This window comes from Variovorax sp. MPBD4-3 (assembly GCF_058809745.1).
Window position 1 is genome coordinate 16,296 of record NZ_JBXASW010000034.1, and the last position, 12,848, is coordinate 29,143.

Genomic DNA, 12,848 nt, shown 5'->3' on the forward strand with positions numbered 1-12,848 from the left:
TTACCGCAGCTTCAGCGTCGAAAGGCCCACGAGGCACAGCAGCATCGTGATGATCCAGAAGCGCACCACGACCTGCGTCTCGCGCCAGCCGCTCTTCTCGAAGTGGTGGTGCAGCGGCGCCATCTTCAGCACGCGCCGGCCTTCGCCGTAGCGCTTCTTGGTGTACTTGAAGTACATCACCTGCGCCATCACCGAGATCGCCTCGACCACGAAGATGCCGCCCATGATGAAGAACACGATCTCCTGGCGCACGATGACCGCGATGGTGCCCAGCGCGCCGCCGAGCGCCAGCGCGCCCACGTCGCCCATGAAGACCTGCGCCGGGTGCGTGTTGAACCACAGGAACGCGAGCCCCGCGCCCGCCATGGCGGAGCAGAACACCAGCAGTTCGCCGGAGCCCGGGATGTTGGGGAACAGCAGGTACTTGGAATACACCGCGCTGCCCGTCACATAGGCGAACACGCCCAGCGCCGAGCCGACCATCACCACCGGCATGATGGCCAGGCCGTCGAGGCCGTCGGTCAGGTTCACCGCGTTGCTCGCGCCCACGATCACCAGGTAGGTCAACACCACGAAGCCGATGCCGCCCAGCGGATAGCTCACTTCCTTGAAGAAAGGCACCAACAGGTTGATCTTGGGCGGGAAGCTGAGGTCGAAGCCCGACTGCACCCACGCGAAGAACAGCTGCAGCACGCGCCAGTTGGAGCTTTCCGAAATGCTGAACAGCAGGTAGAAGCCGGCAAGCAGGCCGACCACCGACTGCCAGAAATACTTCTCGCGCGAGCGCATGCCTTCCGGGTCCTTGCGCACCACCTTGCGCCAGTCGTCGACCCAGCCGATGGCGCCGAAGCCCATCGTGACCCACAGCACGATCCACACGAAGCGGTTCGACACGTCGAACCACAGCAGCGTCGACAGCGCGATGGAGAACAGCACGAGCACGCCGCCCATGGTCGGCGTGCCGCTCTTGGTCAGGTGCGTTTCCATGCCGTAGCCGCGCACCGGCTGGCCGATCTTGAGCGCGGCCAGGCGGCGAATGACGTACGGCCCCGCCACCAGGCCGACCACCAGCGCGGTCAGCGCGGCCATCAGCGCGCGGAAAGTCAGGTACTGGAAAACGCGCAGGAACCCGAATTCGGGCGAGAGCGTCTGCAGCCATTGGGCCAGGGTCATCAGCATGTGGTTTCGCGCGGCTCATGCGTCATGACCGGCCTCCTTTTGTTGTTGTGGTTGTCGTGCCTGGGCCGCGATGGCCTGGACCACGCGTTCCATCTTCATGGAGCGCGAGCCCTTGACGAGCACGCTGCCGACATGCGGCAGCCGGGCGAGCACGGCGGCGCCGAGCGCGTCGAACTCGTTGAAATGGCGGCCGTCGGCATCGCCCCGGAACGCGGCGACGGTGTGGGCCGTGGCGCTGCCGAGGGTGTAGACGGCCTCGATGCCGCGGTGGCGCGCCCAGTCGCCGACCTCGGCGTGGAACTCGGTCGAGCGCTCGCCCACCTCGGCCATGTCGCCGAGCACCAGCAGGCGCGGGCCCGGCAGGGCGGCGAGCACGTCGATGGCGGCAATCACGGAATCGGGATTGGCGTTGTAGCTGTCGTCGACCAGCGTGACCGCGCGGCCGCCGTCCACCACGATCTCGCTGGCGCGCGAACGGCCCTTGACCGGCTCGAAGGCGCTCAGGCCCGCGGCGATGATGTCGGTGGACACGCCGGCCGCGAGCGCGCAGGCCGTGGCTGCGAGCGCGTTGACGACGTTGTGGCGGCCCGCGATGTGCAGGCGCGCGTCGAAGCCGCCGATGGGCGTGCGGATGCGCACGGCCCAGGCGCCCTGCTTCCATTCGGCGCTGTCGAGCGAGATGTCGGCGTCTTCGGATTCGCCGAAGGTCATGCAGCGGCGCGAGCCGCCGGCGTGCGCCATGTCGGTCCACAGCGAGGTGAAGGCGTCGCCGTGCGGAAAGACGGCCGTGCCGTCGTCGGGCAGCACCGCGAACACCGAGGCGTTCTCGATGGCCACCGCCTCGACGGTGGCCATGAATTCCTGGTGTTCGCGCTGCGCGTTGTTGACCAGCGCGATGGTCGGGCGCGAAATGGCGGCCAGCCGCGCGATCTCGCCCGGATGGTTCATGCCCAGTTCGAGCACCGCGCGCTGGTGCTGCGCGCGCAGGCGCAGCAGCGTGAGCGGCACGCCGATCTCGTTGTTGAAGTTGCCGGCCGTGGCCAGCGCGCGCTCGGCCCGGAAGGCGAACAGGATGGCCGCGATCATCTGCGTGACCGTGGTCTTGCCGTTGCTGCCGGTCACGGCGATCAGCGGCAGGTCGAACTGTGCACGCCAGCCCGCGCCAAGCGCGCCCAGCGCCGCCAGCGTGTCGGGCACCTCCAGGCCGGCCAGCCCCGCGGCCTCGAGGCCGTGGTGGGCGATGGCGGCGACGGCGCCCTGCTTCTTCGCCTCGGCGAGGAATTCGTTGGCGTCGAAGCGCTCGCCCTTGAGCGCGACGAACAGGTCGCCCGCCGCGAGCGTGCGGGTGTCGGTGTGCACGCGGGCGATGACGGTCGAGGCGTCGCCCACCAGGCGCGCGCCGGGAATCCATTGCTGCACCTGTGCCAGCGTGATGCCGAGCGGCGTGGTGTCGGTCATGCGCCACCTCGCTTTGCCAGCGCCTGCAGCGCATGCGCCTTGTCGGAGAACTCGATGCGCTGCCCGGCGATTTCCTGCCACGCCTCGTGGCCCTTGCCGGCGATCAGCACCACGTCCTGCGGGGCGGCCTGCGCGATCGCGTCGGCGATGGCGATGGCGCGGTCCGGCTGCACCTGCGCGCCTTCAGGGCGCGAGAAACCGAGCAGCACCTGGCTGATGATGGCGTCGGGCTTTTCGCTGCGCGGGTTGTCGCTGGTGACGATCACGCGGTCGGCCTGGCGCTCGGCGACGGCGGCCATCATCGGGCGCTTGATCGGGTCGCGGTCGCCGCCGCAGCCGAACAGGCACCACAGTGCACCGCCGCGTTGCTTTGCCAGCGGGCGCAGGCCGGTCAGGGCCTTGTCCAGCGCGTCGGGCGTGTGCGCGTAGTCGACCACGGCCAGCGGCGCGCCTTCGCCGGTGCCGGCGCGGTCCATGCGGCCCGGCACGCTGGTGAGGTTGGCGCAGGCGGCCACGGCCTGCGCCAGCGTGAGGCCCAGCGCGCGCAGGGTGCCGAGCACGCCGAGCAGGTTGGCCACGTTGTACTGGCCGATCAGGCCGGTCGACAGGCGCTCGACGGCGTCGGTGCCGTGCTCGGCCACCGAGAACTGCAGGCCCTGCGCGTCGTAGCCGATGTCGCGCGCCACCAGGCGCGCCGGCTTGCCGCCGGTCGAGACGGTCCAGACGTCGAGCGCGCCGATGCCGGCGTCGATCAGGTTCGCGCACAGGCTGGCGCCGTGCGTGTCGTCGATGTTGATCACCGCCGCGCGCAGGCCCGGCCAGCGGAACAGCTCGGCCTTGGCCTGCCAGTAGGCGTCCATGCTGCCGTGGTAGTCGAGGTGGTCCTGCGTGAAGTTGGTGAACACGGCCACCGCGATCCGAGCGCCGTCGAGCCGGCGCTCGGCGATGCCGATGGACGAGGCCTCGATGGCGCAGGCGCCGAAGCCGCGCTCGACCAGCGCGCGCAGCTCGCGCTGCATCATCACCGGGTCGGGCGTGGTCAGGCCGGTGTAGGTCAGATCGGGCGGCACGCCGATACCGAGCGTGCCCATCACCGCGCAGGGCGATGGCGCGTCGCGCTGCATGGTGCCGTCGGGCTTCATCGCGCGCACGCCGCCCGCCGCGCGCAGCGTGGAGAGCGATTCGGCCAGCCACCAGGCGGTGGAGGTCTTGCCGTTGGTGCCGGTCACGGCCAGCACGTCGAGCAGGGCCGAGGGGTTGTCGTAGAAGGCCGAGGCGATCGGGCCGGTGGCGGCCTTGAGGCCGGGGTAGCTCACGATGCGTTCATCGCCATCGAAACCGAAGGGCTCGACGCCCTCGTGCTCGACCAGGCAGACCGCGGCGCCCTGCGCCAGCGCGGATGCCACGTGCTTGCGGCCGTCGGTGGCGGCGCCGGGCCAGGCGACGAAGATGTCGCCCGCGCCCACGGCACGGCTGTCGGCATGCATCGCGCCCTGCGGTGCACGCTCCTTCAGCCAGGCGGCCACCAGTGGGGGGGAAGTGAAGGTCAGCATGTTCAGAAACTCTCGTCGACGCCCTGCGTCATCACAAGCGGTTTGACCGCCAGGTCGGGCGGTACGTTCATCATGCGCAGGGTCTGCTGCACGACTTCGCTGAACACGGGAGCCGCTGCCAGGCCGCCGAAATACTGGCCGTCGCTGGGCTCGTCGATCATCACGGCGACGATGATGCGCGGCTTCTCGATCGGCGCCATGCCGGTGAACCATGCACGGTATTTGTTGCTGGCGTAGCCCTTGCCGACCTGCTTGTGGGCGGTGCCCGACTTGCCGCCGACCGAGTAGCCCACCGTCTGCGCGCGCGTGCCGGTGCCGCCGGGGCCGGCGGCCATCTGCAGCATCTTGCGAACGGCCAGCGCGTTCGACGGCGAGAACACCCGCACGCCGGCCGGCGGCTCGGAGTTCTTGAGGATGGTGACCGGAATGAGCGAGCCGTCGTGCGCGAACGAGGTGTACGAATGCGCCATCTGGAACAGCGAAGCCGACAGGCCGTAGCCGTAGGCCATGGTGGCCTGCTCGACCGGCTTCCAGGTCTTCCACGGGCGCAGGCGGCCCGTCACCGCGCCGGGGAACTGGATCTGCGGCTTCTGGCCGTAGCCGAGCGCGGTGTAGGTGTCCCACATCTCGTGCGGGGTCATCTTCTGGGCGATCTTGAGCGCGCCCACGTTGCTCGACTTCTGGATCACGCCCTCGACCGTCAGCGCGCCGTAGTTGTGGGTGTCGCTGATGGTGAAGCCGCCGATCTGGTAGCGCCCGGGCGCGGTGTCGATCACCGTCGACGGCTTCACGCGGCCGGCTTCCAGGGCCATGCCGACCGTGATGGGCTTCATGGTCGAGCCGGGCTCGAAGGTGTCGGTGAGCGCGCGGTTGCGCAGCTGCTCGCCGGTGAGGTTCTGGCGCTTGTCGGGCACGTAGCTCGGGTAGTTGGCCAGCGCCAGCACCTCGCCGGTGGTGGAGTCGAGCACCACCACGCTGCCGGCCTTGGCCTTGCGCGCGATCACGGCGTCGCGCAGCTTCTGGTAGGCGAAGAACTGCACCTTGCTGTCGACGCTGAGCTGGATGTCCTGGCCGTCGAGCGGCGGCACCAGTTCGCCCACGCCCTCGACCACGCGGCCCAGGCGGTCCTTGATGACGCGGCGCGAGCCGGCCTTGCCCGCCAGTTCCTTGTTGAACGCGAGCTCGATGCCTTCCTGGCCGCTGTCTTCCACGTTGGTGAAGCCCACCACGTGAGCCGCGGCCTCGCCCTCGGGGTACTGGCGCTTGTATTCCTTGCGCTGGTAGAGGCCCTTGATGTTCATCGCGGCGATCTGCTTGGCGATGGGTTCGTCGACCTGGCGCTTCACCCAGACGAAGGTCTTGTCCTCGTCCTCGAGCTTCTTGTCGAAATCCTTCTGCGGCATCTCGAGCAGCTTGGCCACCTGCTTGAGCTTGGCGCGCACCTCGGGGTCGTCGCGCTCGATGTCTTCGGGAATGGCCCAGATGCTGGGCGCCACCACGCTGGACGCAAGGATGAGGCCGTTGCGGTCGAGGATGCGGCCGCGGTTGGCCGGCATCTCGAGCGTGCGCGCGAAGCGCACCTCGCCCTGCCGCTGGAAGAAGCTGTTGTTGAACACCTGCACGTATGCGGCGCGGGCGGCCAGCATGACGAAGCCGAAGGCGATGCCGGCCACGATGAACTTGCTGCGCCACACCGGCGTCTTGCTCGCGAGCAAGGGGCTGGTGGTGTAGCGCACGCTGCGGTTGCCCCGGGTCATCGTGCGGCCCTCGCTGCGGTGGCGGGCTTGGCGGCCGGCTTGGCGCCCGCGGGCGTGGCCGGCGGCAGCGGCGCCACGGCCGGGATCACCGAGCCGTCGGGCCGCACGTACTGCGTGATGGCCGGGGAGGTGGTGCGCATCTGCAACTGCTCCTTGGCAAGCTTCTCGACGCGCAGCGGCGTGGCCTGTGCGCGCTTCTCGACCTGCAGGCGATCGCGGTCCAGCTCCAGGCGGCGGGCTTCCTGCTGCACGCGGTCGAGCTCGGTGTAGAGCTGACGCGACTGGTACTGCGTGTGAACGAGGTACAGCGCCGTGGCAATGACGGCCAGCAGCAGCAGCAGGTTGATACGGGCCATGATTAAAGAAGCTCCCCCAGGCTGCGCCACTGCGTGGCTGCGCCTTCCCCCTCGCGAGCGAGGGGGCGAGCGCCTTCGGGCGGCCGGGCGGCGCTCATGCGGCCTCCGTGCGTTCAGCCACGCGCAGGATGGCGCTGCGCGAGCGCGGGTTGCCGCTCACCTCGGCCTGGGACGGCTTGATGCGCTCGAGCGCGTTCAGCTTCATCACCTTGGGGGCGGCGAAGGGCGCGCGGCGGTCGTAGACCTCCTTCGAGTGCTTGGCGATGAACTGCTTGACGATGCGGTCTTCCAGCGAGTGGAAGCTGATCACCGCCAGCCGGCCGCCGGGCTTCAGCACGGAAAGGCTCGCTTCTAGCGCCTGTTGCAGCTCTTCAAGCTCGGCGTTGATGAAAATCCGAAAAGCCTGAAATGTGCGCGTTGCAGGGTTCTGGCCCTGCTCGCGGGTTTTGACCGTGCCAGCCACGAGCTCGGCCAGTTCGGTGGTGGTTGAAATTGGGCCCCGTTCTTGTCGGCGAGCAACAATCGCCTTTGCAATCTGAACAGCAAACCGTTCTTCGCCATAGTCACGGATCACCTCTGCAATCTGCTGGAGTTCGGCCGTTGCCAGCCATTCGGCCACGCTCTCGCCGCGCGTGGTGTCCATGCGCATGTCGAGCGGGCCGTCGAAACGAAAACTGAAACCTCGCACCGGGTTGTCGATCTGGGGCGAGCTCACGCCCAGGTCCATCAGCAAGCCGTCGACGCTCGCGTCGGGCAGTTCGCCCAGCGAGCGGAATCCCTGGTGGCGGATAGAAAAACGCGCATCGGAGATGCGCGCTGCTTCGGCCACTGCTTCCGCATCCTTGTCGAATGCGATCAGCCTGCCTTCCGGCGCCAGCCTGGAGAGGATTGCACGCGCATGCCCTCCCCGCCCGAAGGTGGCGTCCACGTAGGTGCCGGTTGCCGCCGTGCTGCCGGAAAGAAGGGCTTCCACCGCTTCGTTCAGCAAGACGGTCGTATGGGTCCATGGGGTAGTCACGTGAATCCTCAGAACGCGAAGTCCTGAAACACATCCGGCATCTCGCCCTGGGTGGCCTCGGCCTCCTTGGCCTCGTACGTGGCCTTGTCCCAGAGTTCGAAGTGGTTGCCCATGCCCAACAGCAGCGTCTCGCGCGTGATGCCGGTGGCCGCGCGCAGCTCGGGCGACACCAGGATGCGGCCGGTGCCGTCCATCTCGACGTCCATGGCGTTGCCCAGGAAGACACGCTTCCACCACTGCGCCGACATCGGCAGCGCGGCAATGCGCTCGCGGAATTTTTCCCATTCGGGACGGGGGAACACCATCAGGCATCCGTGCGGATGCTTGGTGATCGTGAGCTGGCCGCCTGCCGTGGCGCTCAGGACGTCACGATGCCGGGTCGGCACGGAGAGCCGCCCCTTGGCATCCAGACTGAGCGATGAAGCGCCTTGAAACACGACCACGAAACCCCTGTGTTGGGAGTGCTGCGGCACCCGAAGGGGGCACTACCCGCACTTTTTCCCACTTAACTGCACTTTTTTGCACTGTAGCAGGAAACACTTCGGACGCAACTGGCCGTTGGGGGTATTTTTTGTAATGGAATCAACGACTTAGCACCGATTCCAAATCCGTGAAATCGGTGAATTTCGTTGAGAATTAAGTACTTAGCCCACGCAGTGAAAGTGATGCGTGAAGGATTCCCCCGTTACAGGGGGAACCAAAGGGCGGCTTCAGAGGATGAAGCGCGAAAGATCTTCGTCGTGACTTAGTGCCGCGAGGCGCTGGTCGACATAGGCGGCATCGATGCGGATCGACTGGCCTTCGAGGCGGGTCGCGTCGAAGCTTACCTCATCCAGCAGGCGCTCCATCACCGTCGACAGGCGGCGTGCGCCGATGTTCTCGGTGCGCTCGTTCACCTCGAAGGCGATGGTGGCCAGCCGGTTCACGCCCTCGGGGGTGAAGTCGAGCGTCACGCCTTCGGTGGCGAGCAGCGCCTGGTACTGCTTCACGAGCGACGCGCGGGTCTGCGTGAGGATGCTCTCGAAGTCCGACACCGAGAGCGACTGCAGCTCGACGCGAATGGGAAAGCGACCCTGCAGCTCCGGGATCAGGTCGCTCGGCTTGCTCAGGTGGAACGCGCCGCTCGCGATGAACAGCATGTGGTCGGTGCGCACCACGCCGTACTTGGTGGTGACGGCCGTGCCCTCCACCAGCGGCAGCAGGTCGCGCTGCACGCCCTGGCGCGACACGTCGGAGCCCTGCGCTTCGCTGCGCGTGGCGACCTTGTCGATCTCGTCGATGAAGACGATCCCGTTCTGCTCCGCATTGGCGATCGCCTGCGTGCGGATCTCGTCCTCGTTGACCAGCTTGGCGGCTTCTTCGTCGATCAGCAGGCGCATCGCCTCGCCGATCTTGAGCTTGCGGGTCTTGCGCTTGCCCTGCCCCAGCTGGCCGAACATGCCGCGCAGCTGCTCGGTCATTTCCTCCATGCCGGCCGGGCCCATGATTTCCAGCGGCGTGCGCGTCTCGGCGAGGTCGAGCTCGATCTCCTTGTCGTCGAGCTGGTGCTCGCGCAGCTTCTTGCGGAAGGCCTGGCGCGTGGGATTGGGAGCGTCGAGCGCCGGGGTCGTGCCGTCGGCGCCGCGCGCCGGGGGCAGCAGCACGTCGAGGATGCGCTCTTCGGCGGCATCCTCGGCACGCACGCGCACCTTGGCGCTCTCGGATTCGCGCGTCTGCTTGACGGCGATCTCGGCGAGGTCGCGGATGATGGAATCGACGTCCTTGCCCACGTAGCCCACCTCGGTGAACTTGGTGGCCTCGACCTTGATGAAGGGCGCATCGGCCAGCCGTGCAAGGCGGCGCGCGATCTCGGTCTTGCCCACGCCCGTGGGGCCGATCATGAGGATGTTCTTGGGCGTGATCTCGTGGCGCAGCTTGTCGTCGACCTGCTGGCGGCGCCAACGGTTGCGCAGGGCGATGGCCACGGCGCGCTTGGCGGCCGGCTGGCCGACGATGTGGTTGTCTAGCTCGGAGACGATTTCCTGGGGGGTCATGGACATGGTCAGAGCGCTTCCACGGTGTGGTTCATGTTCGTGTAAATGCAGATTTCTCCGGCGATCCCCAGCGATTTGCGCACGATCTGCTCGGCAGAGAGTTCGGTGTTCTCGATCAGCGCCTTGGCCGCCGACTGGGCATAGGCGCCGCCGGAACCGATGGCGATCACGCCGTCTTCGGGCTCCAGCACGTCGCCGTTGCCGGTGATGATGAGGGAGGTGGTGGCGTCGGCCACGGCCAGCATGGCCTCGAGCTTGCGCAGCACGCGGTCGGTGCGCCAGTCCTTGGTGAGCTCGACGGCCGCGCGGGTCAGGTGGCCCTGGTGCTTTTCGAGCTTGGCCTCGAAGCGCTCGAAGAGCGTGAAGGCGTCGGCGGTGGCGCCGGCAAAGCCCGCCAGCACCTTGCCGTGATAAAGCCGGCGCACCTTTCGCGCCGTGCCCTTGATGACGATATTGCCGAGAGTGACCTGCCCGTCCCCGCCGATGGCGACCTGGTCGCCTTGGGGGGTCTTGCGGCGCACGCTCACGATGGTGGTGCCGTGAAACTGTTCCATCGAAGCCATCTGGGGATGGCAAGAGGCAATGCAACCCGCGGCAAGGCCGCCCGGCGCCTTAGTTTTTCCTAACCGCGACCGTGGCGTGATCGGTAATGCCTACCAGCGTGAACAGCGCGGCGATGAGCCGGTGCGCATCGACGAACTGCACGCGCTCGCCGTTGGCGTCGCGCGTGCGCACCCAGCTCAGCAGCGCGCCGGCGGCGGCCAGGTCCATGCGCAGCAGCGCGGCACAGGAAATGACGGGCGCCGAGGTGTGGCGCAGGTCGTTGTCGAGCCGCTCCCAGCTCGACAGGGACTCGCCGCGCAGGTCGCCCGCCAGCGCGGCGAAACCGCTGTCGGTGGACGGAAAGCTCTCGGAATCGCCACCGACCGACAGCAGCGACCACACCGAGCTGGGGCGGCTCGCCGGCGGCGCGGCCAGCGAGGCGCATTCGCCGCGCGGGTCCTGCCAGGAGGGCGGCGACACCTCGTAGGTGATGCAGTAGTTGAGCGCCACCAGCTCGAAGTCGTCGGGCAGGTGCATCATGCGCAGCGCCGCGAGGTGCAGTTGCCACCAGACGTCTTCGGTGCTGCGGTCGTTGTTGGGCGCGGCCTCGGACAGCACCGCCAGCAACTGGGCGGAGCCCATGAAGCGCAGTTGCACCGGCGAATCGGCCCAGTGGGTGAACAGCACCCGCAGCGGCGCGGCGGCATCGGCGCCGATGGTGTTCAGGGCGCGCCAGTCGAGCGTCCAGACCGAGCCGGCCTTCGAGAGTGCGCGCGTGAGCTCCACCAGGCCTTCGCGCCCCAGGTGCGTGGGCGACACCCAGTCGGCGTGCGCGGTGGCTTCGGAGACGGCGCCTGCCTCTTCGCTGGCGGCCACGGCCTTGACGCTGCGGGCCAGTTCTTCGAACGAAACCCAGTCGGGCCCCATGCGCCGCATGCGATGCGCATAGCGCATGCGGGCGGCGGCGAACTTGGCGGCATCGCCGGTTGCGCGGTACAGGTCGAACAGGGCACGCCAGCGGCTGTCGTCACGCTCGGCGGCGGGGCTGCCCTCGGCTTCCGTGGCGGGGGCGCTCTCGGAGGCCAGGGCCTGCAGCAGGATGGCTTCGGCGCCGGTGTCGTCGCCATGCGCGAAGCGGATGACGGCCTCTTCGAGCGCGCCGTCGTGCGCCAGCCGCGACAGGGGCGCTGGCGCCGCGCCCGCGGCCATCGCCGGCGCCTCCCCGGCCGGCGCCGCCGCGACGGGCGCGCCACCGCTGTCGGGCCGGTCGGTCTGCGTATCGGGCGCGTCGGAACCGACGGGCGGCAGGGTCTCGGCGCCGGCATCGGGCGGCTGGTTGACCAGCGGCTCGCCGTTCGGGCCGCGCCCCTTCCACCACTGCTGCGACATCTGCTGCTCGATCTCGTCGATCTTCTTGAGCGTGAGCGCGCGGCCTTCGAGCTTTTCCGAAGAGCTGTTGAGATTGAACGACGACGGCGTGACGGTCGGGTCGAAGGCGTGGGCTGCAGCCTCGCGCTGGCGCAGCTTGCGCAGCATGTCGAACTCGCGGCGGCGCACGAAGTCGTTGCGCTGGCGCCGTTCGATCATCTCCTTGAGCATTTCCCTGTTGTAGGCCTGCTCGGGCAACGAAGAGTCCGACTGGGCGGGCTCGTCCAGTTCCGACCAATCCTTCAGCGGATTGCGGACAAACTTGGCCACCTTCGAAAAAAGGCGGCCCGACTCTTCCTTTGCCATTCGACGAAAGCTTGCGGACGGGGGGTTCTTGCGACCTTGTTCCCGATCAATCCCCGAACATCTTCTGCTTGAGTTCCCGGCGCTGCTGCGCTTCGAGCGACAGCGTAGCCGTCGGGCGGGCGAGCAGGCGGCCGACGCCGATGGGTTCGCCGGTTTCGTCGCAGTAGCCGTAGTCGCCGGCGTCGATGCGCTGGATCGACTGCTCGATCTTCTTGAGCAACTTGCGCTCGCGGTCGCGGGTGCGCAGTTCGAGGGCGTGTTCTTCCTCGATGGTGGCGCGGTCGGCCGGGTCGGGCACGACCACGGTGTCCTCACGCAGGTGCTCGGTGGTCTCGCCGGCGTTCTCGAGGATGCCGCGCTTGAGTTCTTCGAGCTTCAGGCGGAAGAACGCCATCTGCTTTTCGTTCATGTACTCGTCGTCGGGCATGGCGATGACTTCGGCGTCGCTCAGCTCGTTGACGGACTTGGTCTTCCAGTTGTTGACCAGCTTCGGGTCCTTCTTCACGGCCAGGGGCGGCGGCGGCACCAGCGCGGTGGAGGGCGCCTGCGAGAAGCTGGACTTGGCGGCGGTCGATGCCACCGATTGCGGCATCGAGGGAACGGTCAATTGCGACAGCCGGGACACGCGGCCACCACGCGCAGCGGGAGCGGGCGTGGCGGTTTGGGCGGGAATCGAGGGTGTCGCCGGGGCGGAAGTGGAGGCGGCAGCCGTTTTTTTCATGGGGATCGGGGAAGCAGAAGGAACGGCAGCAGGGCGGCCGACGGGTTTGGATGACGAGGTACCCGCGCCTGCGCTCTTGGTCGCGGCAGTTGCAGGCTTGGCGGATTTCTTGGCAGCGGTCACGGCTTTGGCCGGTGCTGCCGCGGTCTTTTTGGTCGGCGCGCTTTTCTCTTTCGCCGTGGGGTCCGGCACTGCGGCGGAAACCTTTTTTGCCGCAGGTGCAGCCTGCTTCGCAGCCGCCACCTTCTTTGCGGCGGGCTTGGTTGCTGGCGTGGCCTTGGCGGCGGGTTTCTTCACGGTGACTGGCTCCTTGGTCGAACTGGAACGCGCTTTCACTGGGTGTCTCCTCCCATGGGAACCGATTGCGGCTTTCAGGCCGCGCCGGCTCCACGTTGTCGGGGTGCCCGCCAACGGCGAACCCCGGGGTTATACCCCCGAAAGCCCACCAGAAACGTGCGGCGCCCCGTGCCGGATGCCACATCCCGTCCGCTGGGAC

At 67.9% G+C, this 12,848-nt stretch carries 11 protein-coding genes; all 11 read right to left on the minus strand.

Annotated features, from left to right (window positions below; genetic code table 11):
- The 11 genes from mraY to dksA all read right to left on the minus strand — a co-directional run bounded on the left by mraY (position 1) and on the right by dksA (position 12,475).
- Entirely contained in the window at positions 1 to 1,179 is a 1,179-nt protein-coding gene (gene mraY, locus AC1RVW_RS19170) for a phospho-N-acetylmuramoyl-pentapeptide-transferase (RefSeq protein ID WP_081270177.1), read from the minus strand.
- Positions 1,180 to 1,194: 15 nt separating this feature from the next.
- A complete protein-coding gene (locus AC1RVW_RS19175; RefSeq protein ID WP_493201802.1) occupies positions 1,195 to 2,637 on the minus strand; it encodes a UDP-N-acetylmuramoyl-tripeptide--D-alanyl-D-alanine ligase in 1,443 nt (480 codons plus the stop codon).
- On the minus strand, positions 2,634 to 4,190 hold the full coding sequence (locus tag AC1RVW_RS19180) for a UDP-N-acetylmuramoyl-L-alanyl-D-glutamate--2,6-diaminopimelate ligase (protein ID WP_493201804.1): 1,557 nt from the start codon (positions 4,188 to 4,190) through the stop codon (positions 2,634 to 2,636). Before AC1RVW_RS19180 ends, AC1RVW_RS19175 begins: the two co-directional genes overlap by 4 nt.
- A 2-nt stretch (positions 4,191 to 4,192) precedes the next feature.
- The gene (locus tag AC1RVW_RS19185) at positions 4,193 to 5,947 is read right to left on the minus strand and encodes a peptidoglycan D,D-transpeptidase FtsI family protein (RefSeq protein ID WP_081270174.1); all 1,755 of its coding nucleotides are present in this window, start codon (positions 5,945 to 5,947) and stop codon (positions 4,193 to 4,195) included.
- Positions 5,944 to 6,303: a cell division protein FtsL gene (gene ftsL / locus AC1RVW_RS19190; RefSeq protein WP_106935707.1), complete on the minus strand. Its 360-nt coding sequence runs from the start codon at positions 6,301 to 6,303 to the stop codon at positions 5,944 to 5,946. The genes AC1RVW_RS19185 and ftsL overlap by 4 nt, the downstream gene beginning before the upstream one ends.
- A 94-nt stretch (positions 6,304 to 6,397) precedes the next feature.
- The gene (rsmH, locus tag AC1RVW_RS19195; RefSeq protein WP_081270172.1) at positions 6,398 to 7,321 is read right to left on the minus strand and encodes a 16S rRNA (cytosine(1402)-N(4))-methyltransferase RsmH; all 924 of its coding nucleotides are present in this window, start codon (positions 7,319 to 7,321) and stop codon (positions 6,398 to 6,400) included.
- An 8-nt stretch (positions 7,322 to 7,329) separates the two neighbouring features.
- Positions 7,330 to 7,758 carry a division/cell wall cluster transcriptional repressor MraZ gene (mraZ, locus tag AC1RVW_RS19200; protein WP_081270207.1) on the minus strand — a complete coding sequence of 143 codons (429 nt, stop codon included), beginning with the start codon at positions 7,756 to 7,758 and terminating at the stop codon, positions 7,330 to 7,332.
- A gap of 273 nt (positions 7,759 to 8,031) precedes the next feature.
- The gene (gene hslU / locus AC1RVW_RS19205; RefSeq protein ID WP_081270171.1) at positions 8,032 to 9,360 is read right to left on the minus strand and encodes an ATP-dependent protease ATPase subunit HslU; all 1,329 of its coding nucleotides are present in this window, start codon (positions 9,358 to 9,360) and stop codon (positions 8,032 to 8,034) included.
- Positions 9,361 to 9,362: 2 nt separating this feature from the next.
- Complete coding sequence (gene hslV, locus AC1RVW_RS19210; RefSeq protein ID WP_093126143.1) at positions 9,363 to 9,908, minus strand: ATP-dependent protease subunit HslV; 546 nt, start codon at positions 9,906 to 9,908, stop codon at positions 9,363 to 9,365.
- Between the two features lie 58 nt (positions 9,909 to 9,966).
- Positions 9,967 to 11,631, minus strand: coding sequence for an STAS domain-containing protein (locus tag AC1RVW_RS19215; protein ID WP_106935710.1), 1,665 nt, complete (start codon positions 11,629 to 11,631; stop codon positions 9,967 to 9,969).
- A 46-nt stretch (positions 11,632 to 11,677) separates the two neighbouring features.
- The gene (gene dksA / locus AC1RVW_RS19220; protein WP_493201856.1) at positions 11,678 to 12,475 is read right to left on the minus strand and encodes an RNA polymerase-binding protein DksA; all 798 of its coding nucleotides are present in this window, start codon (positions 12,473 to 12,475) and stop codon (positions 11,678 to 11,680) included.
- Between the last annotated feature and the right edge of the window lie 373 nt (positions 12,476 to 12,848).

What these genes read in the sequence shown, in the direction of transcription:
- mraY (WP_081270177.1), bottom strand. Translation starts at nt 1,179, where the DNA reads ATGCTGATGACCCTGGCCCAATGGCTGCAGACGCTCTCGCCCGAATTC.
- AC1RVW_RS19175 (WP_493201802.1), bottom strand. Translation starts at nt 2,637, where the DNA reads ATGACCGACACCACGCCGCTCGGCATCACGCTGGCACAGGTGCAGCAA.
- AC1RVW_RS19180 (WP_493201804.1), bottom strand. Translation starts at nt 4,190, where the DNA reads ATGCTGACCTTCACTTCCCCCCCACTGGTGGCCGCCTGGCTGAAGGAG.
- AC1RVW_RS19185 (WP_081270174.1), bottom strand. Translation starts at nt 5,947, where the DNA reads ATGACCCGGGGCAACCGCAGCGTGCGCTACACCACCAGCCCCTTGCTC.
- ftsL (WP_106935707.1), bottom strand. Translation starts at nt 6,303, where the DNA reads ATGGCCCGTATCAACCTGCTGCTGCTGCTGGCCGTCATTGCCACGGCG.
- hslU (WP_081270171.1), bottom strand. Translation starts at nt 9,360, where the DNA reads ATGTCCATGACCCCCCAGGAAATCGTCTCCGAGCTAGACAACCACATC.
- hslV (WP_093126143.1), bottom strand. Translation starts at nt 9,908, where the DNA reads ATGGAACAGTTTCACGGCACCACCATCGTGAGCGTGCGCCGCAAGACC.
- AC1RVW_RS19215 (WP_106935710.1), bottom strand. Translation starts at nt 11,631, where the DNA reads ATGGCAAAGGAAGAGTCGGGCCGCCTTTTTTCGAAGGTGGCCAAGTTT.